We start from the raw sequence: 19,029 nt of genomic DNA on the forward strand, positions 1-19,029 counted from the left end.
TTTATATAATTTTTTTTAGTATTTTTTTTACACTTTTCTTAACAAGCTTATTGGTAAAATTATTTTTAATAACATGATTGGCTTTTTTCTTTTTATGGTTTAGTGGTAACTGTATTTTTTTAAACTGATTATATAAATTTAAATTAAAATTATCTCTTTTTTTTAGTCTTTTAATAATTTCACTTTTTTTTGACTGAACAAAAACTATTATATCACTTTTTTGGTTTAATTTATTTTCTAATAAAAGAGGAATGTCTAAAATTATAGCTTTTCTTTTTTTATTTTTTTTTAAAAAAATAGTTAATTTCTTTCTAACTTCTGGATGAATAATTTTAGTAATTTTTTTTAAATTTTTTTCACTATCCTCTATTGCTTTTATAATTTGTATTTTGTTTGCTGGAAATACTGAAAAATATTTAGGTAAATTTTTTTTTAATTTTCTAAAACAATTTTTGTTTTTTTTATATATGCTTGCTACTTCTTGATCAGCATTAAAAACTGGATAACCAAAAAGTTTAGCAATATGGCTTTTTCCAGAACCAATATCTCCTACAACTGCAATTTTAATCATACATCTAAAAGATTAATTATTTCATTGTCTACTTCTGGTACAACTTTATGCCAGATAAAAAAGGCTTTTTGAGCTTGATAAATAAACATCATTTTACCATTTTTTGTTATTCCACCGTACTTTTTTGCATTTTTTAAAAAATTTGTTTCTGGTGGGTTATAAATTACATCATAAAAAAATTTGTCTTCGCTTATTTTTTTATAATTAATATTAATTTCATCTTCCTCTTTTAATCCAATGCTTGTTGCATTTATAATTATATCAAAATCTAAAATTTCTCCCCATTTAACTATTTCAATTTCTGGAAAGTGTTTCTTTAACTCTATTGCTTTTAATTCTGTTCGATTACTTAAATAAATTTTTTCAATTTGCATTTTTTTAAGCGCAACAATAATTGAAGGAACAACTCCACCCGCCCCAAGTATTAGAGCTTTTTTATTTTTAGTTTCTTGTTCTGTTTTTTCTAAACTAAGTTTAAAACCTTCAATATCAGTGTTATCGCCTAAAATTTTATTATCCTTTTTATAGATTGTGTTCACTGATTGAGAAATTTTTGCTTCTTCGCTTAATTCATCTAAAAAAGGTACAACCGTTTTTTTAAATGGTACTGTTACATTTATTCCATGAATTTTTTCTTCTCTGATATTAAAAATTAAATCTTTTATCTCATTATTATTTAAAAGCTTTTTTTCATAGGTTGCATTAATTTTATATTTTTTTATCCAATAATTATGTAATTTTGGTGATAAGCTATGATCAATTGGATTTCCTATAACTAAAAAAGTTTTTTTCATTTTATAATTTTAAGATATTCTTTAATTTTTTTGACTGGAAGGCCCATAATTGTATCTTCATCTCCTTCTATCTTTGAAAATAAATTTCTTCCTTCTCCTTCAATTTGATAAACATTATAAGCATAGAGATCCTTATCAGAAATTTTTTTTAAGTATTTCTCTAATTCTAAAAAAGTCATATTTTTCATGGTTAACGAGGCTTTATCAGTGTAATTCCATATCATCGATCCACCCCTTGATATACAAACTGAACTTATCAATTGATGAGTTTTTCCATTCATCCTTTTAAGTATTTCTAGGGCCCCTACTCTATCGTTTGGCTTTGATATTATTTCACCTTCTAAATCTATTACACTATCTGCTCCAAGAACTATTTCTTCTATAAATTTTTGGCTAATTTTATTAGCTTTTAATTCTGCTAAGTTTTTTGAAATAATTGTTGGAGTTGCCTTTTCTTTTTGCAAACTTTCTTTAACACTATCCTCATCCACATTGGATGGTTCTATTTTACACTTAATGTTGTTTGCCTCTAAAATCTTTTTTCTCACACCACTTTTTGATGCAAGTATTATTTCTTTAACCATTATTTTTTTTTATTTCATATATTTTAATTATTGATGCTGCGGTTTCTTCTACTGATTTTCTAGTAACATCAATTGTTGGCCATTTATATTTGGCAAATGTTTTTTTGGCTTCATTAATTTCTTTTTCTATCTTATTGATATTTGTATAATTTGTGTTTTCTTTTTCTTTAAGCGCATTCATTCTATTTTTTCTAATATCAACTAATCGCTGAGGTTCAGTTGTTAAACCCACTACACAAGAAAGTTTGGGGTTCTTTTTTAAGATTTCTGGTATTGATTGCTCATTTACCAAAGGAATATTTAAAGTTTTATAACCCCTGTTAGCAAGATAAATTGATGTTGGTGTTTTACTTGTTCTGCTTACCCCCAATAATATCAAATCCGCTTTATCTACATCTTCAACAAGGTTTCCGTCATCATGAGCCATGGTAAATTGGATGGCCTCTATTCTTTCATAATACTCCTCGTTTAAAGCATGTTGCCCGCTTGGAACATGGGATGCTTTTTGATTTAAAAGTTTAGAGAAGTTCATTATTAAATTTCCCAAGACGCTAAAGCATGGAATTTTTTTTTCATCTCCTTTGTTTGCTAAAAACTTTGCAAGAGAGGTATCAACAATTGTATATAAAATTATTGCATTATCATTTTTTTTTGCCTCATCCATTATTTTAGAAACTTGATTTTCTGTTCTAGTAAAAAAATAAGATTTAACATCATACTCTATGTTTTTAAATTGGGCTTTAATCGCTAGAAAAACTCTATCTAGTGTTTCACCCGTGGAGTCAGAAATAAGGTATATTTGATATGTATTACTCATGAATAAAATGTTGATAATTAAGTATTATTTTATCATTCTTTAAAATAATCTTGTTTATTATTTTTCTTTGTAAAAACCTATTTTTATAAACATTAATAAACATGTTAAGCATTAATATACATTTTATCTAATAATATTAAATAAACCCTTAAATTTAAGACTATGTGCTAATTCTATAAATTATTAATTGTTGATAAATAATGTATAAAAACTGAAAAACAATTAATTACCATTATTCACATACTATATAACTAATACTATAATTAAATATTTACTTATTATTATGACACCTATTCAAGAAACCATAATAAACAAAAAAACTAATAATTCTCCAATATGGTTAATGAGACAGGCAGGTAGATATTTACCAGAGTTTAGAGAAATTAGAAAATTAAATCCAGATTTTATAAACTTGTGTCTAAACGAAAACCTATCTTCAGAAATAACCTTACAACCTCTTAAAAGATTTGATCTAGATGCTGCTATAATTTTTTCAGATATTTTAATGATTCCATATGGATTAAACCAAGAGGTAAAATTTGAAAAAAATTTTGGTCCAAAACTGGGTTCATTAGATTTAGAAAAAATATCTAAGATTGATGAAATTGATTTTATAGAAAAATTATATCCAGTTTATAAATCAATCAAAAAAGTTAGCGAAGACAATTTAATAAAAAATAAAAATTTAATAGGATTTGTGGGTGCACCATGGACATTGTTAGTCTATATGATTAATAAACATTCCCCAAAAAAAGATTTAGTAAAAGATTTTTTTAAAGATGAATTTTTAATAAATAGAATTTTGATAATTTTAGAAAAGTTTTTGAAATTACATATTGATCAGCAAATTAAAAACGGTGCAACAGTAATTCAAATTTTTGACAGTTGGGCCGGTCTCTTAGAAAAAAAAGACCTACCAAACTATGTATATGTGCCAACACTAAATTTAGTGAATTATATTAAATCATTAAATATTCCTGTAATTTGCTTTCCAAGAGGAATAAAAAATTATAAAAACTATTGTGATATCGTTAAACCTGATGCAGTTAATATTGACTATGATGTCGATCCTGTTTCAATATGTAGAGAAATAAAAATACCAGTTCAAGGCGGCCTTGATCCTAAAGTTTTGTTAACGGATAAAGAAAATTTGAAAAAAGAGACTTTGAAATATTTAAACACCTTTAAAGATCATCCTTATATATTTAATTTGGGCCATGGGGTGTTACCCGAAACCAATCCTGACATGGTCGATTACTTAGTCAAAACAGTGAAAGATTATTAAATGAAAAAAGCAGTAATTTTATTTAACCTTGGTGGTCCTGATAAAATTGAAAATGTAGAGCCGTTTTTATTTAACTTATTTAATGATCCTGCAATTCTAAATTTACCAACTTTATTAAGATACCCTTTGGCAAAACTGATATCTAATAGAAGAGCACCAGTTGCTAAAAAAATTTATGAAGAGCTAGGTGGCTCATCGCCGATACTAAAATTAACCATGGAGCAATCAGAAGCACTAGAAACAAAATTAAACCAAACCAGAACCGATAGCGAATATAAATGTTTTATTATAATGAGGTGCTGGAACCCTAGAGCAAATGATGTGATCAAAGATGTTCAATTATTTAATCCCGAAGAAGTTATTTTAATGCCCCTTTACCCACAATATTCTGCCGCAACCTCAGGGTCTTCAATTAAAGAATGGAAAGATGTTTGTAAAAAAAATAACTACAAAGTTAAAACAAGCACAATTTGTTGTTATCCTACAGATCAAAATTTTATCAACGCACACACAAAAGAAATAGAAAAAAAAATTAAGGATCTTAAAAATTTTAAACTAATATTTTCTGCTCATGGCCTGCCAGAAAAAAATATTAAAAAGGGAGATCCATATCAATGGCAAGTAGAACAATCTGTTAAAAAAATAGTTGAGAATTTGAACATTGAAAACTTGGATTGGATATTAAGTTATCAAAGTAGAGTTGGTCCACTGAAATGGATAGGACCATCTACTGAAGAAATAATTGTTGAAAATTCTAAACTTGGCAAGCACATTGTTTTGGTCCCTATCGCATTTGTTTCTGAACACTCAGAGACACTGGTTGAATTAGATATAGAATATAAGGAATTAGCAGACGCTAATGGATGCAAAAATTATACACGTGTTCCAGCCCTTGGCACAAATGAAGATTTTATTAAAGCAATGTCAGAGTTAATAATAAAAAAAAATGAATATAAATTAAGTGAAAATCTTTATCCTCCAAAAATTCAGTGCCCTTCAAATTTCAAAAAATGTCCTTGTTTAAATTATGAATAGTTATTTACTGTTTAAAAGCCTCCATCTGATAGCCGTAATTTCTTGGATGGCTGGACTTTTATATCTTCCAAGAATTTTTGTTTATCATGTTGAAAATATTGATCACAAAATTTCATCCTCAATATTTAAAATAATGGAAAGAAAATTATTTTATTTTATCATGATGCCAGCAATGATTTTATCCTGGATTTTTGGATTAATATTAATCATTGTTGTTGGCTTTGAGGTTATTTTAACACTTTGGTTAAAACTAAAATTAATATTAATAACTTTACTAACAATTTATCATTTTTATTTAGGAAAATTACTTAATGATTTTAAACTAGATCAAAATACTAAATCCTCTAAATTTTTTAGAATAATTAATGAAGTGCCAACAATATTGCTTATTTTGGTTGTTTTTATTGTTATATTTAAACCGATCTAGACTTGAAATACTCGTTAGAGTATATATATTCAAATCTTCCAACAACCTTAAACACAATCCTTCATCATGAATATTCAAGAATTAAAACTAAAATCTTCTGAACAATTAATAGCTCAAGCAGAAAAGCTTGGGATTGAAAATGCTAGCACACTTAGAAAACAAGAAATTTTATTTGCGATACTAAAAAAAGTTGCAGAAAAAGAAGAGATAACTGGGGCTGGAGTTTTGCAATTATTGCAAGATGGATTTGGTTTTTTAAGAGCAATGGAATCTAATTATTTAGCTGGACCAGACGACATCTATGTTAGTCCAAGTCAGATAAGAAAATTTGGTTTGAGAACAGGAGATACAGTTGAAGGCCCTGTTAGAGCCCCCAAAGAAGGAGAAAGATATTTTGCATTATTGCAAGTAGAAAAAATAAATTTTGAAGAACCAGAAAAAGCTCGTCACAAAATCGCATTCGATAATTTAACTCCACTTTATCCAAATAAACAAATGGTGATGGAAGTTGAGACAACAAAGATTGAAAAAAAACCAGATTTAACTCCAAGATTAATTGACCTTGTGAGCCCTATTGGAAAAGGTCAAAGATCGATAATTATCTCACCTCCTAAAGCTGGTAAGACAATGATTTTACAAAGTATTGCAAACTCAATTGCAAAAAACTATCCAGAAAGCTACTTGATGGTTTTATTGATTGATGAAAGACCAGAAGAAGTAACGGATATGAAAAGAACGGTTAAGGGTGAGGTTATCAGTTCTACTTTTGATGAACCTGCATCAAGACACGTTGCTGTAGCTGAAATGGTAATTGAAAAAGCAAAAAGATTAACTGAACACAAAAAAGACGTGGTAATTTTATTAGACTCAATAACAAGATTGGGTAGAGCCTATAACGCTGTGATACCAAGTTCTGGAAAAGTATTAACAGGTGGTGTTGATGCAAATGCATTACAAAGACCTAAAAGATTTTTTGGTGCTGCAAGAAATATTGAAGAAGGTGGATCTCTAACAATCATCTCAACTGCACTGATTGATACAGGATCAAGAATGGATGAAGTTATTTTCGAAGAATTTAAAGGAACGGGAAATAGTGAAACAGTTCTTGATAGAAAGATTGCGGAGAGAAGAATTTATCCTGCAATTGATATAACAAAATCTGGTACAAGAAGAGAAGAATTACTTTTTGATAAAGATGACCTCTCAAAAATGAATGTGCTAAGAAGAATTATTAGTCCGATGGGAACAATGGATGCTATTGAATTTATTAATTCAAAACTTAAAGAAACAAAAAGTAATGCAGATTTTTTTAGCTCAATGAACAAACCAGCTTAATTAATTTTAGTTAAGATAGTTTAACTCTTTCATTTCACTATAAAAACATTGTTCAATATTTTTCTTAATAGATACGGGCAGAAGTTTTTGCCAGTTATTCTTCTCCCCCATATTGAAAAATTTTTGGTTGCTCCTAGCCTCACTAAAACCCCTATCCTGTTCCATCTTTGATAAATTTTCAAAACTAGCATCAACGACTGCTCTTTCAGCTTTTTCAATATTAAATGAATAATTTTTTATATTCTGAACATTTGCTATAAAATCTATTATCTTTCTAAGCTCAGCAAGAGTATCTTTAACTAAATCTTCATATTTTATGAGACAAATAGGGACACCCAATTTATTGCGAAACCAAGAATTATAATTATCTGCCCAAGATCCAATAAACTCATAACTTTTATACTCACCTTTTTTTTGTGAAAATAAATAAGCTTCTTTATTTTTCATATGATATAAAATTTTTTCATATGTTTTCTTTTCAAAGTTTTTATAAGAAGTTATTACATTTCTTGGATCCCTTACAACATAAATACACCCAGCAGTATTATTTGAATCTGTAAACAAATTATTATTTAAAGCAACACAAGCATTATGAGTTTTAAAAAAAAGAGTTTTTTTATAATTTTTATTTATCCCTCTTTGCACATTTAACCATTGTTTCGCCACGTCAACGCCGTTTTGGATTATCAAATTATCATTGATAAAATCATTTACAGAAAAATTTGGTATCGTTTTTAAGTCTGAGAAATTAAATTTATCTTTAGAAAAATAATATGAACTTATTAAAGAACGTAACCATGTGTTTCCACTTTTAGGGTATGAGGCAATCCAAATAATCATTTTAAAAATTAAATTTTTATTGGGTTACACTTGTTTGCCTGTTGATCAATATAATTAAGCTCTAACATTTCTTTTTGAAATTTTTTTTCTATTTGACTAACAATTTTTTCCTCCAAAACTCCCCGCCAATTACCCTTCTTGCCTGAGCTAAAAAAGGGTATTTTATTACCTTTAAAATCCTTAGAGTTTTCTGGGAAAAGTCCATTTTGATCCATAATTTTCATGCTTTGAAATGAAGAACTCTCTATACAGTTTATAATTTTTTTTTCATCAAATGATATTTTAACAAACTTATTTAAAAAACTAATAATTCTTCTAATTTCATTTTCTTTATTTTCTATTAAGTTCTCATATTTGATTAACAAAACATTTTTACAATTTTTTGTCCATGAATTGTAGTGATTTGGCCAAGATCCTAAAAAAGTGTTAAATGGACTTCCCTTCATATTATTAATTAAATCCATTTTTTCATTAAACATATTATTTTTTGTTTCATCATGACTTAGATCATAATATTTTGATGCAGAAACAACCACATCTCTTGGATCTCTTACAACATAAATACATCCAGCAGTATTATTCTCATTTGTAAAAGCATTTCCATTAATAGTACAAAATGCATTATGTGTTTTAAAAAATTTTAATTTTTTATTTTTATTTAATTCTTCTTGTGCTTTAATCCAATATTTTGATGTCTCCAAAATATTTTCATAGCTGGAGATAAATTTTTTAAAAAAAAATCCATTTGAAAAATTGCTTATGCGATGAAGATTTTTAAAATCAACAATTCCGTCTTCACTAAAAATTAATGAAGTTAATATTGCTCTTATCAGCGTGTTTCCACTTTTGGGGTATGAAGCAATCCAAATAATCATTTCATATTTTATTATTTAACATTGAGGGTAATTAACTATTAATTTTTAAACAAATATCATAATATTAAATATCAAATATGACAATTTATGCTTTATCTACAGGCCCAGCAGTTTCAGGTGTGGCGATAATCAGGGTATCGGGCGATGATACTAAAAGAGTAATTAAATTATTAACTAAAGGTAAAATTCCAGAACCTAGAATAGCATCATTAAGAAAAATCAACAAAATCAACACTTCTGAGCTTATAGATGAGGGTATAATATTATGGTTTCCCGGCCCGGAGAGCTACACAGGCGAGGATATGGCAGAATTCCACGTACATGGTAGTAAAGCTGTAATTGACGCTCTACACTCATCTATTTCTCTAATTGAAAATTGCCGCTTAGCAGAACCTGGTGAGTTTACAAAACTTGCATTTCAAAATGGAAAAATAAATTTGCTTAAAGCTGAAAGTATAGCAGATTTAATTTCAGCAGAGACTGAAATTCAAAGGCAGCAAGCGGTAAAAATAATGAATGGTAAATCATCAGAAATATTTAATGATCTTCGAGAAAAACTTTTAAAAATTTTATCAAATGTCGAAGCAAAAATAGATTTTCCTGATGAAGACCTACCAGAAGATATTTTGAAAAATATTAAAAAAATTTCAAATGAAGTAATTTTAAATATTAAAAAAATTTTAGATGATCAAAAAGTTGGAGAAAGGATTAGAGAAGGTTTTAAAATTGCGATCGTAGGACCAACCAATGCTGGAAAGTCTAGTTTACTAAATCACCTTTCTAATCGAGATGTAGCAATCGTTTCAGAAATTGCTGGAACCACTAGAGATGTGATCGAGACGCATTTAAATATTGATGGTTTTCCAGTCGTGGTTTCTGATACTGCAGGAATTAGAGATTCTAAAAATGAAATAGAAAAAAAAGGAATAAAATTAGCACTTGATAAAGCAGAAAATGCAGACTTAAAGTTAATCGTTATAGACACTAAAAACATTGATTTTAAAGGTATTTTGAAGGAATTGATGGATGAAAATGCAATTCTTGTAGTTAATAAATCTGATCTTTTAAAAGAAGATTTAAATTTTGAAATAAAGAATTATGAACATGTTTTAATTTCAGTAAAAAACAATCTCAACGTAGAAGATTTAATTTTAAAAATTAAAAATAAATTGAAAAATAAATTTATCACAAGTGAAGATATTTTAATTACCCGTGCAAGACACAGACAACATCTTGAACAAAGCTTAAATTATTTGAAAAACTTTGAAGAAAAAAATGAAACTGAGGATTTTGATAAAGCTGCAGAAGATCTTCGTTTAGCAACACGACATTTAGGGATGATAGTTGGAAAAGTAGATGTTGAAGAGATATTAGGTAGTATTTTCAATGATTTTTGTATTGGCAAATAATCAACATTTAAGGGGTCTTTTAGCCTATTTTCTCTATTTTAGTTGATAGCTATAATTAATTCTTCAATTTTGATCATAAAAACGTAGCCTTAATTAACTTTAGAAATATTTATTAAAAAAATACTGTCTGCTTGTAAATATTTATATCAGTTATAAATTTAACTTATGAAAAATGATTTATCATTTGATGTAGTAGTTATTGGAGGAGGACATGCTGGCTGTGAAGCTGCTGCAGCGTCTGCTCGTCTTGGAGTTAACACTGCCCTATTCACACACAAAATTGAGACTATAGGAGAGATGTCTTGTAACCCAGCAATAGGCGGTCTTGGTAAAGGTCACCTTGTTAGGGAGATAGATGCTTTAGACGGTGTGATGGGAGACGTTGCTGATAAATCAGGTATACAATTTAGATTATTAAATAGAAGCAGAGGGCCTGCAGTTCAAGGACCCAGAACTCAATCAGATAGATCATTATATCGTAAATATATGCAAGAAAAATTATTAAACTACTGTAATTTAAACATTTTTTCTGATCCAGTAATAAGATTTATTTTTAATAAAAATAATATAAGTGGTTTTGAAACAAAGTCAGGAAAAAAAATTCTATGTAGCAAACTAATTTTGACAACGGGCACATTTTTGAATGGTTTGATTCATATTGGTGATGAGAGAACACCAGCTGGAAGGTTTAATGAAAAGCCTTCAACAGGATTAAGTGAGCAACTTGAAAAGTATAATTTCAAAATAGGAAGACTTAAGACAGGAACACCACCAAGACTAGATGCTAGAACAATTAAGTATGATAATTTAGAAGAACAGTTTGCAGATGAAGATCCTTACTTTTTTTCTTTCTTAACTAAAAAAAATTTAAATAAGCAAGTTTCATGTCGGATGACTTATACAAATGAAAAAGTTCATAAGATAATCCAAAAAAATTTAAAAAGAAGCGCGATGTATTCAGGAAGCATTCAAGGGATTGGTCCAAGATACTGTCCTTCAATAGAGGATAAGATAGTAAAGTTTGCAGATAAGGACCGTCATCAGATATATTTAGAGCCTGAGGGCTTAAATGACCACACAATATATCCAAATGGAATATCCACATCTTTACCTGAAGATGTTCAGCAAGAAATTTGTAACAATATCAATGGTTTAGAAAATGTTAAAATAATTAGACCAGGTTATGCCATAGAATATGACTATATTGACCCCAGGGAACTATTTTTAACTCTTGAAACTAAAAAAATTCAAAATTTATATCTTGCTGGACAAATAAATGGGACGACTGGTTATGAAGAAGCTGCAGCCCAAGGATTAATTGCTGGAATTAATGCTGCGTTATCTTTTAAGAAAGAAGAGCCATTTATTTTAGATAGATCAGATGCATATATTGGGGTTATGATAGATGATTTGGTAACAAAGGGTGTTGCCGAGCCTTATAGAATGTTTACTTCAAGAGCAGAGTATAGACTAAGTCTCAGAGCAGATAATGCCGATCAAAGGTTAACAAATAAAGGAATTGAAATTGGATTAGTATCAAAACAAAGAGAAGATATTTTTAAAGATAAAGAACATAAATTAGGTATAATATCTAAAATAATGTCTGAATCATCAATATCTCCAACAAAAATAAATAATTTTGATATTAAAATTGCAAAAGATGGTATTATTAGGAAATCTAATGAAATATTAACACAGAAAGGTGTTGATATGAAAAAAATAAGAGAAATTTGGCCTGAAATTCCTTATTTTGATAAAAAAATAGATGAGCAAATTGAAATAAATGCTCATTACAGAGGTTATCTTAAAAAACAGAAAGCAGATATATTAGCATTTAAAAGAGACGAAAATTTAGTTATACCCGAAAATGTTAATTATGATGATCTTTCTGGACTATCAAATGAGGTAAAAACCAAATTTAAACAAATAAAACCAAAAACTATGGGACAAGCATTGAGAATTGATGGAATAACTCCAGCTGCCGTATATATTTTGTTGTCACACGTAAAAAGAAAGTCTATTAAGCTAATAGCTTGATGGAAGAAATTTTAAAAAAATATTCACTACTAAAAGATCAAAATGTTCCACGTGAAACATTAATTGATTTTGAGCAATTTATATCAATGCTACAGCAAGGAAATGATAAAATTAATATAATTAGTAAAGAAACTGCCAAAAATGAGGTTATTAGAGAACGTCATATAATAGATTCAGCACAAATTATTGAATTCGTTGATTTAAATAGCAATATAATAACAGATATAGGTTCAGGTGGAGGTATGCCAGGTATAATTATATCAATCATGATTAAAAATCTGAAAAATTCGACTAAAGTTCACTTATATGAAAAAAGTCACCATAAAAGCTCTTTTTTAAGAAAAGTATCTAGAGATTTAAAATTAAATACTGAAGTCATGCAAGAAAATATTTTTGAGGCACAAAATTTAGACTCGGGTACAATAATGGCAAGAGCTTTTAAACCTTTATCAATAATTTTAGATTTAGTTTATAAAAATTTTACCAGTTATAAAAATTTAATTGTCTTCATGGGAAAAAACGGAGAAAAAGTTTTAGAAGAAACTTTAATAAATTGGAATTTTGATTTTGAAAAAAAAAAAGTATTACAAGCGAAGATTCATTTTTATTAAATATAAAAAACATTAAAAAAAAACATTAAAAAATTAAATGCAAATTATTTCTATAATAAATCAAAAGGGTGGGGTTGGAAAAACAACAACAGTAATTAATCTTGCAGCAGGTTTAGCTCAACAAGAGAAAAAAGTTTTAGTAATCGACCTTGATCCACAAGGAAACGCTACTACGGGTCTTGGTCTTTCCAATTTAGAAGGCTCGACAGATACTATTTATGGGGTGCTAAATGGAACAAGAGTCATTTCTGATGTGATTAGAAAAACTGAGTTTAAAAATTTAGATATTATCACTTCGAATGTAGATTTATCTGGGCTTGAGGTTGAGACAGCTGATGATAGCATGAGAGCATTTATTTTAAAACGTGAATTAACCTCTTATTTAAATGATTCTAGAGCAACCTATGATTATGTGCTTATAGACTGTCCACCATCACTAAGCTTGCTTACGGTTATGGCTCTTGTGTCTTCTCACTCACTATTAGTTCCACTGCAGACTGAATTTTTTGCTTTAGAGGGTTTAACCCAGCTAATGAAAACCATAGAACGGATAAAAGTTAATTTAAATCCTGAATTAAAAATTAGAGGCATACTTTTAACAATGTTTGATAAAAGAAATAAGCTATCCACACAAGTTGAAAAAGAAGCAAGAGACTATTTTAATGAAAAAGTTTATCTAACAGTGATCCCAAGAAATGTTAGACTGTCTGAGGCACCATCTCATGGCATGCCAGTTTTAATGTATGATAAATCTTGTCCTGGTAGTAAATCATATTTTAACTTTACAGATGAATTTATTAATCAAGAACAAAAAATAGGGAGCGCTGCATAATGGACTCAAATAAAATAAAAAAAGGTCTTGGTAGAGGTTTGTCATCTTTAATAGGTGAATCAAAAGTAGAAAAAAATATTAATAAAGTTTCGATATCTGATCTCGTGAGCAATAAATTTCAACCAAGAAAAATATTTGATGAAGATAGCTTAAAAGATTTAACAAACTCGATAAAAGAAAGAGGCATTATCCAGCCAATTATTGTTAGAAAATCTGGTGATGATACTTCAAAGTATGAAATAATTGCAGGTGAGAGAAGGTGGCTGTCGGCACAAAAAGCAGGGTTACACGAAGTTCCAGTGGTTATTACTGATGTTGATGATTTAAAATCTTTAGAGTTTGCAATTGTTGAGAATGTTCAAAGAAATGACCTTAATGCAATCGAAGAAGCACGTGGTTATCAGCGTCTTATCGAAGAGTTTTCATACGATCAAGAAAAAGTAGCAAAATTTATTGGAAAAAGTAGAAGTCATATTGCTAACTTTTTGAGGCTATTAAGTCTTCCTGAGGCAGTTTTAAAGTTAATTGAAACGCAAAAACTATCAGTAGGACATGCAAAAATTTTAGTAGGTCTGGATAATGCAGAGTTTGTTGCAAATAAAATAATTGAAAAAAATTTTTCAGTTAGGCAAGCAGAAAATTTCGTTAAAATTTTTAAAATCAAGAAACATTTTCTTAAACCATCCAAGGATATTAACTTGCAAGTCTTAGAAAATTCAATCAGAGAAAAAATTGGTCTTAATATTTTAATTAAAAATAAAAAAAATAACACAGGATCTTTATTATTAGAATATAAAGATTTAGATCAGTTAAATAAAATAATTGAAATTATAAAATCTAATTATTAGTTTTTTTTGAATTATTAATTATAAAATCTGCCAATATATTTTTAGCAAGCACTGAGTTTTTTTTAACCAAAAGTTCAATTTCATTAGTTTTATAAATTAATTGTTCTAATGCATCTTTTTTCCAAAACCTTATTTGTTGAATAACAAGAGGCTTGTCCTTCCAAAAAATTGGTGGTTTACAAGCAGAAATTGCTTGTTCAATATTATTTTTTTCATCAACTAATTCATAAACTTTAACTAGTCTTTTTAGTTTAGCTAATAATGTCCTAATAATTATGATATTATCCTCCTCAGAATAGTTGTTTTCACCTAAAATGGTGACGGTTTTCCTAGTATTTTTGGCTAATGAGTGATCCACGAGTTCTGAAGCACTATAATTGTCTGCAAGGTTAGTTAGTTTAATTATTTCTTTAATGTTCAAATTTTTTTTGTTTAATGAAAAATTTTCAATCTTTTCTAATTCATTATTCAGATTTTTTCTATCACCTCTGCTCCTTTCTATTAAAACATTAACTAATTGCTGAGATATTGGGATTTTTTTATTTCTAAAAAAAAGACTAATAATGGAATTTAAAGTTTGGTTGTTATCCTCATAAAATGGGACACACACAATTGACTTTTCTTTTTCAAAGAGTTTCCGTAAAGTAGATTTTTTATCTAAATTTTTTGAATTTAAAATAATTTGTAAATCTTCAGGGTTTTTCTCCATTAAATCTTCTATGATTGTTCTAATTTTATCTGTAGCTCTATTAATAATTATGAGTTTTTCATTATCAAAAAAGGATTTAGTAAGAACGCTATTAAAAAAATCATCTATATTGTCTAATATTTCTTTTTCTTCATACCTATGAATTTTATTTTGAAATTTTTTTACAAAAAAATTTTTGATAGTATCTTCTTTAAAACCCTCATTATCTCCATAAAAAAGATAAAAATTATAATTTTCTAATTTTAATTTATTTAGTTCAAATGATTTTAAAATCATCCCCTATGTCCTTAAATAAATAAAAATCTTTTCTGATATTTCATTAATTAAATTTATTTCAATATTTTTTTGGTACTTAGAAAGATCAAATCTACTTTGCGTATTATTATAAGTAAAACTTGAATTAAATTCTTTTTGTTTAACGATTACGTCATCATCGGTAAGAGAAAAATTTACTATAATAGAGGATCTATAGACTGAGGGATTTCCAGTTTTGTCCTTTGAAATAACATCTATCTTTTTTGAGCTTTTTAATATTAAGGCGTATCCAGACGTTGAATTTTTATCCTCTTTGACACCTAAAGAAGACATAATCATTTTATTTATTTTTTGATCTCCATTAAGAGTGATGATATTTATTTGTTGTTTTAAATCATTTTTTTTTAGATAAAGAGGCTCATAACCGCAACTCCAAAAAAAACAAAGTAACAATAATAAAGTAATTTTTTTTAACATTATTTTAAAATTAAGTTTATTAATTTATCCTTTATAAAGATAGTTTTAATAATAATTTTTTCTTCTATAAATCTTTGTAGTTCTTTTGTTTTTTTAACTTCTTCAATTAAATCTGACTCTTTAATATTTTTTTTCATTAAAATTAAACCTCTTTTTTTTCCATTAATTTGTATAACTATCTTACACAGATTACTTTGAAGATATTTATCTTTAATTTCAGGCCATGAGTAATTTTTATTAGTGGTAATTTCTTCCAAACATTCGCTTGCAAAATGTGGTGTAATAGGAAGCATTATAGTTAGAATTTTTATATAGTTGGCCATTAAGTTTTTATTAAACGACTTCCCCTCTAATATTTTATTAAAAAAAGTATAGATTTCATGTAAATTTGCGATGATAACATTATAGCTAAACTTATTTAAGCTAACGTTAATTTTATTTATTGTTTGATTAGTAAACTCCTCTATAGATTCATTAAAACCTTGATCTCCCTTTTGTTGCTGTTGAGAACTAAGAACTATTTTTTTATGCAATATCCAAAATTTTTGTATGAATTTGTATGATGCAATCATTCCTTGGTCTGACCATTGTACATCCTTTTCTGGTGGACTGTCAGATAGGATAAATAACCTAACTGCATCTGCCCCATAATCTTTAATCATTTGCTCTGGATCAATGGTATTTTTTTTTGATTTAGACATTGATTCTGAGGGACCAACTTTTATTTTTTCTGATATATTTATTTTACTAAAAAAATCTTTTCCATTTTCAGAAAAAACTTCATCTGGGCTTAACCATTTATTATTTTGATCTTTGTAAGTCTCGTGACAAACCATTCCTTGAGTAAACAAACCTTTGAATGGTTCCTTAACTTTAATTTTATCAATTTTATAATCTAGTGCTCTTGTAAAAAATCGAGAATATAAAAGATGCAATATGGCATGTTCTACTCCACCTATATACTGATCGACAGGCATCCAATAATTAACTTCATCTATATCAAAACCTAAATCTTCATTTTTAGGTGAACAAAATCTTAAAAAATACCAGGAGGAATCTACAAACGTATCAAGCGTATCTGTCTCTAACATACATTCCTCATCATCAATAATAATTTTCCTCCAATTTTCTTGGTGATCTAATGGATTGCCATTGGTATTAAGGTTTATGTTTTCAGGTAATTTAATTGGGAGTTTTTCTAAAGGAACTTTAATAATTTCATTATTTTTTTTGTAAGCAATTGGAATGGGGCAACCCCAATATCGTTGTCTAGAAACTCCCCAGTCTTTTAATCTAAAATTTATTTTTTTTTTTCCTATTTTTCTCTCCTCTAATATTTTAATAGTTTCTAAAATTGATTGATCGGGAACTTTTAAGCCATCTAAAAATTTAGAGTTAAAGATAACTCCTGGCCCCGTATAAGCTTCTTTTGAAACTTTAAAATCATTTCCTTTATCTTTAGGTTTAACTACAGAAATGACATCTAAATTATATTTTAAAGCAAAATCTAAATCTCTCTGGTCATGTGCTGGACAGCCAAATACTGCTCCAAAGCCATAATCCATTAAAACAAAGTTCGCAAAATAAACAGGCACTTGCTTAGTTTCATCAAGTGGGTTTATTGCAGTTAAATTAGTTTTAAATCCAATTTTTTCAGCTTGAGCGATAGATTCTTCTGTCGTACCTGTTTTTGAACAAGCGGCTTTAAAATTAATAAATTCTTCATTATTTTCATATAGTTTTGATATTGGATGATCAACTGATACAGCTAAAAATGAAAAACCAAATAAAGTATCTGGTCTAGTTGTAAAGCAGCTAATGCTTTTAACGTTTGGATTACCCTCAACTTTAAAATCTATTTCACAACCAAAAGATTTACCAATCCAATTCTTTTGCATAACTTTAACTTTATTAGGCCACTCATCAAGTTGATCGAGACCTTGCAGTAGATCATCTGAAAATTTAGATATATTAAAAAACCATTGACTAAGTTTTTTCCTTTCAACAGGAGCTCCTGATCTCCAACCTTTTCCATCAATTACTTGTTCATTTGCAAGAACTGTTTGATCAACTGGATCCCAATTAACATAATTTTCTTTTCTATAAACTAAGCCTTTATCATAAAGTTCCAAAAAAAAATGTTGTTGATGTTTATAATAATCAGCGGAGCAAGTAGATATTTCTCTATCCCAATCGATTGAAAGTCCTAATTTTTTAAGCTGAACCTTCATGGTAAAAATATTTTTTTCAGTCCAATCTTTAGGATCTAAATTGTTTTGTCGAGCTGCATTTTCAGCAGGCATACCAAACGAGTCCCAACCCATTGGATGAAGAACATTATAACCCTGAAGGGATTTATATCGAGCTAAGACATCACCAATAGTATAATTTCTTACATGTCCCATATGTATTTTGCCAGATGGGTAGGGAAACATTTCTAAGCAATAAAATTTTTTTTTATTTTTTATAATCTTTGCACTAAATGATTTGTTTTTTGCCCAAAAGTTTTGCCATTTTTCTTCGACAGTTTTAAAATTATATCTTTGCATGAATAAATTTTATACTTGGATTTTTATTTTAAAAATTATTAATTATTTTTTTTTACTAAATCAGTTTTTTCAATTTGAGCGGCTTTTTTAAGTATTGCAAATTTCAGTTCACTATTAATTTTACCATCTTCTTTATTTGATTGGCAGCTTTCGAAAGATCTGCAGTTTTTTTTATAAACTGTTACTTGCAAACCATCAGGTCTAATCTCATTTGATAAAAATTTTACAGTAATTTTAATAGAGTTTTGACTATCATTTTCATCATACCAATCTGTAATAATTATCCCACCACTATAGCTCGCATTCGTTATAGGCATAAAATCTAAAATATCCAAACTTGCTCTCCAAAGTGGATTTGATGAAGCAAATTGAAATGTTCCACCACTTTTTCCTATACCACCAAGTGTAAAGCCCCTCCCTTCTTCTTGATTTTTTTTTACACGATCTTTTACATTGATGGGCACATCTTTAACAGGGGCGGGCCTATAGATCCCACAAGAATTTGAAATTAGCAAAATTAAGGAAAATATGACAAGTTTAATAAAAAAGTTAAAATAGTTTTTCATAAAAAATACATGTCTTATCATTATTTATTCTCTTTTTATTAAAAATTTAACAAAATATGTGATAAAAATATCACATATTATAAATTTTACTAAATTTATATACATAGAATTACACTTATTTGGGCAATTTGATACAAACTTTTACTTTAAGTAACAATTAATAACAAAAGGAA

At 28.0% G+C, this 19,029-nt stretch carries 18 protein-coding genes and 1 pseudogene; 9 read left to right on the plus strand and 10 right to left on the minus strand.

Annotated elements, in window-relative coordinates:
• Position 1 precedes the first annotated feature (1 nt).
• Genes coaE through AC5SMR_RS06800 form a run of 4 tightly spaced genes read right to left on the minus strand, consistent with a single transcriptional unit; the run spans position 2 to position 2,766 of the window.
• Positions 2-571, minus strand: coding sequence for a dephospho-CoA kinase (gene coaE, locus AC5SMR_RS06785; protein ID WP_494576863.1), 570 nt, complete (start codon positions 569-571; stop codon positions 2-4).
• Complete coding sequence (gene aroE, locus AC5SMR_RS06790) at positions 568-1,365, minus strand: shikimate dehydrogenase (RefSeq protein ID WP_494576865.1); 798 nt, start codon at positions 1,363-1,365, stop codon at positions 568-570. The genes coaE and aroE overlap by 4 nt, the downstream gene beginning before the upstream one ends.
• Positions 1,362-1,949 carry a Maf family protein gene (locus AC5SMR_RS06795; RefSeq protein WP_494576867.1) on the minus strand — a complete coding sequence of 196 codons (588 nt, stop codon included), beginning with the start codon at positions 1,947-1,949 and terminating at the stop codon, positions 1,362-1,364. The genes aroE and AC5SMR_RS06795 overlap by 4 nt, the downstream gene beginning before the upstream one ends.
• Positions 1,942-2,766: a pyruvate, water dikinase regulatory protein gene (locus tag AC5SMR_RS06800; RefSeq protein ID WP_494576869.1), complete on the minus strand. Its 825-nt coding sequence runs from the start codon at positions 2,764-2,766 to the stop codon at positions 1,942-1,944. The genes AC5SMR_RS06795 and AC5SMR_RS06800 overlap by 8 nt, the downstream gene beginning before the upstream one ends.
• A 283-nt stretch (positions 2,767-3,049) precedes the next feature.
• On the opposite strand from AC5SMR_RS06800, the gene hemE reads away from it, so the two are divergent.
• From hemE to rho, 4 genes are all read left to right on the plus strand, one after another.
• Complete coding sequence (gene hemE / locus AC5SMR_RS06805; protein ID WP_494576871.1) at positions 3,050-4,051, plus strand: uroporphyrinogen decarboxylase; 1,002 nt, start codon at positions 3,050-3,052, stop codon at positions 4,049-4,051.
• Positions 4,052-5,086, plus strand: a complete 1,035-nt coding sequence (gene hemH / locus AC5SMR_RS06810) for a ferrochelatase (protein WP_494576873.1) — start codon at positions 4,052-4,054, stop codon at positions 5,084-5,086. It begins immediately after the preceding gene.
• Complete coding sequence (gene hemJ / locus AC5SMR_RS06815; protein WP_494576875.1) at positions 5,079-5,513, plus strand: protoporphyrinogen oxidase HemJ; 435 nt, start codon at positions 5,079-5,081, stop codon at positions 5,511-5,513. Before hemH ends, hemJ begins: the two co-directional genes overlap by 8 nt.
• A gap of 66 nt (positions 5,514-5,579) precedes the next feature.
• Positions 5,580-6,848: a transcription termination factor Rho gene (rho, locus tag AC5SMR_RS06820; RefSeq protein WP_006997560.1), complete on the plus strand. Its 1,269-nt coding sequence runs from the start codon at positions 5,580-5,582 to the stop codon at positions 6,846-6,848.
• 6 nt (positions 6,849-6,854) lie between these two features.
• Here rho and AC5SMR_RS06825 read toward each other — a convergent pair whose 3' ends face one another.
• Both AC5SMR_RS06825 and AC5SMR_RS06830 read right to left on the minus strand, forming a co-directional pair.
• Positions 6,855-7,688, minus strand: coding sequence for a sulfotransferase domain-containing protein (locus tag AC5SMR_RS06825; protein ID WP_494576877.1), 834 nt, complete (start codon positions 7,686-7,688; stop codon positions 6,855-6,857).
• 8 nt (positions 7,689-7,696) lie between these two features.
• Positions 7,697-8,563: a sulfotransferase domain-containing protein gene (locus tag AC5SMR_RS06830; RefSeq protein ID WP_494576879.1), complete on the minus strand. Its 867-nt coding sequence runs from the start codon at positions 8,561-8,563 to the stop codon at positions 7,697-7,699.
• Positions 8,564-8,640: 77 nt separating this feature from the next.
• On the opposite strand from AC5SMR_RS06830, the gene mnmE reads away from it, so the two are divergent.
• The 5 genes and pseudogenes from mnmE to AC5SMR_RS06855 all read left to right on the plus strand — a co-directional run bounded on the left by mnmE (position 8,641) and on the right by AC5SMR_RS06855 (position 14,300).
• On the plus strand, positions 8,641-9,972 hold the full coding sequence (mnmE, locus tag AC5SMR_RS06835) for a tRNA uridine-5-carboxymethylaminomethyl(34) synthesis GTPase MnmE (RefSeq protein WP_494576881.1): 1,332 nt from the start codon (positions 8,641-8,643) through the stop codon (positions 9,970-9,972).
• Positions 9,973-10,137: 165 nt separating this feature from the next.
• Positions 10,138-12,009, plus strand: coding sequence for a tRNA uridine-5-carboxymethylaminomethyl(34) synthesis enzyme MnmG (gene mnmG / locus AC5SMR_RS06840; RefSeq protein WP_494576882.1), 1,872 nt, complete (start codon positions 10,138-10,140; stop codon positions 12,007-12,009).
• Positions 12,009-12,649: pseudogene (locus tag AC5SMR_RS06845) on the plus strand (16S rRNA (guanine(527)-N(7))-methyltransferase RsmG). The gene mnmG and the pseudogene AC5SMR_RS06845 overlap by 1 nt, the downstream one beginning before the upstream one ends.
• Positions 12,650-12,657: 8 nt before the next feature.
• Positions 12,658-13,452, plus strand: coding sequence for a ParA family protein (locus AC5SMR_RS06850; protein ID WP_494576883.1), 795 nt, complete (start codon positions 12,658-12,660; stop codon positions 13,450-13,452).
• The gene (locus tag AC5SMR_RS06855; RefSeq protein WP_494576884.1) at positions 13,452-14,300 is read left to right on the plus strand and encodes a ParB/RepB/Spo0J family partition protein; all 849 of its coding nucleotides are present in this window, start codon (positions 13,452-13,454) and stop codon (positions 14,298-14,300) included. The genes AC5SMR_RS06850 and AC5SMR_RS06855 overlap by 1 nt, the downstream gene beginning before the upstream one ends.
• Here AC5SMR_RS06855 and holA read toward each other — a convergent pair.
• From holA to AC5SMR_RS06875, 4 genes are read right to left on the minus strand one after another with little or no spacing between them, the layout of a single operon-like run.
• Positions 14,290-15,285, minus strand: a complete 996-nt coding sequence (gene holA, locus AC5SMR_RS06860) for a DNA polymerase III subunit delta (RefSeq protein ID WP_494576885.1) — start codon at positions 15,283-15,285, stop codon at positions 14,290-14,292. The genes AC5SMR_RS06855 and holA overlap by 11 nt on opposite strands.
• A gap of 3 nt (positions 15,286-15,288) precedes the next feature.
• Entirely contained in the window at positions 15,289-15,741 is a 453-nt protein-coding gene (locus AC5SMR_RS06865; protein WP_494576886.1) for a hypothetical protein, read from the minus strand.
• Positions 15,741-18,290: a leucine--tRNA ligase gene (leuS, locus tag AC5SMR_RS06870; protein WP_494576887.1), complete on the minus strand. Its 2,550-nt coding sequence runs from the start codon at positions 18,288-18,290 to the stop codon at positions 15,741-15,743. The genes AC5SMR_RS06865 and leuS overlap by 1 nt, the downstream gene beginning before the upstream one ends.
• 38 nt (positions 18,291-18,328) lie before the next feature.
• Entirely contained in the window at positions 18,329-18,856 is a 528-nt protein-coding gene (locus tag AC5SMR_RS06875; protein ID WP_494576888.1) for a DUF3576 domain-containing protein, read from the minus strand.
• Positions 18,857-19,029: the final 173 nt, after the last annotated feature.

Source organism: Candidatus Pelagibacter sp. PS_28 (assembly GCF_059417885.1).